Origin of the sequence: Streptomyces sp. SID13726, from assembly GCF_010548375.1 — a bacterium.
Taxonomy (GTDB): Bacteria; Actinomycetota; Actinomycetes; order Streptomycetales; family Streptomycetaceae; genus Streptomyces.
The window spans coordinates 1-551 of sequence record NZ_JAAGLY010000227.1; the positions used below are offsets into that span (position 1 = coordinate 1).

Genomic DNA, 551 nt, shown 5'->3' on the forward strand with positions numbered 1-551 from the left:
GGGTAGGGCAGGGTCGGGCAGGAGAGCGTTCAGCGGTACGTGGCCGTGGTACGGATGCGCGAGACGGCCAGCAGGACCAGCAGGGTGGTGGCCATCAGGACCAAGGCGAGGGCCGAGCCGCTGAAGAGCGAACCGGTGTCGGTGGCGGTGAAGATGCGGACCGGGAGGGGCATTCAGTCCGGTGGGTAGAGCATCATCGTGGCGCTCAGCTCGCCCATGGACAGGGCGAAGCAGAGGCCGGCGGCGGCGGTCAGGGACGGCAGCAGCAGGGGCAGCCGGACCCGCGATCGAGCCCGAGCGCCAGCCGATGATGAGCAACCTGCAGCGCCTGCTCGCCGGGGACACCTCTGTCCTGTCCGACCGCCGGCGCCGGGCCGAGCCCCGGGAGGTAGCGCCAGGGCTGGAGGGCCTGCCGTCTGATCTCACCGCCGACTACCAGTACCCGTCCCCGTCCCCGGTGCAGCTGCCTCCCGAGGCACCCGTGCGGGCCCGGCCCGTGCCCCAGCAGCAGATCGCCTCTCCACCGGCCGCCAGACCCGCGGTCGACTCGC

2 pseudogenes are annotated in these 551 nt (G+C 72.6%); one reads left to right on the forward strand and one right to left on the reverse strand.

Annotation, left to right across the window (positions count from 1 at the left end):
• Positions 1 to 29: 29 nt before the first annotated feature.
• Positions 30 to 284 (reverse strand): annotated as a pseudogene (locus G3I78_RS47315) (ABC transporter permease); the annotation flags it as partial.
• Between the two features lie 23 nt (positions 285 to 307).
• Between G3I78_RS47315 and G3I78_RS47320 the strand changes: the two are divergent.
• Positions 308 to 551: pseudogene (locus G3I78_RS47320) on the forward strand (hypothetical protein); the annotation flags it as partial.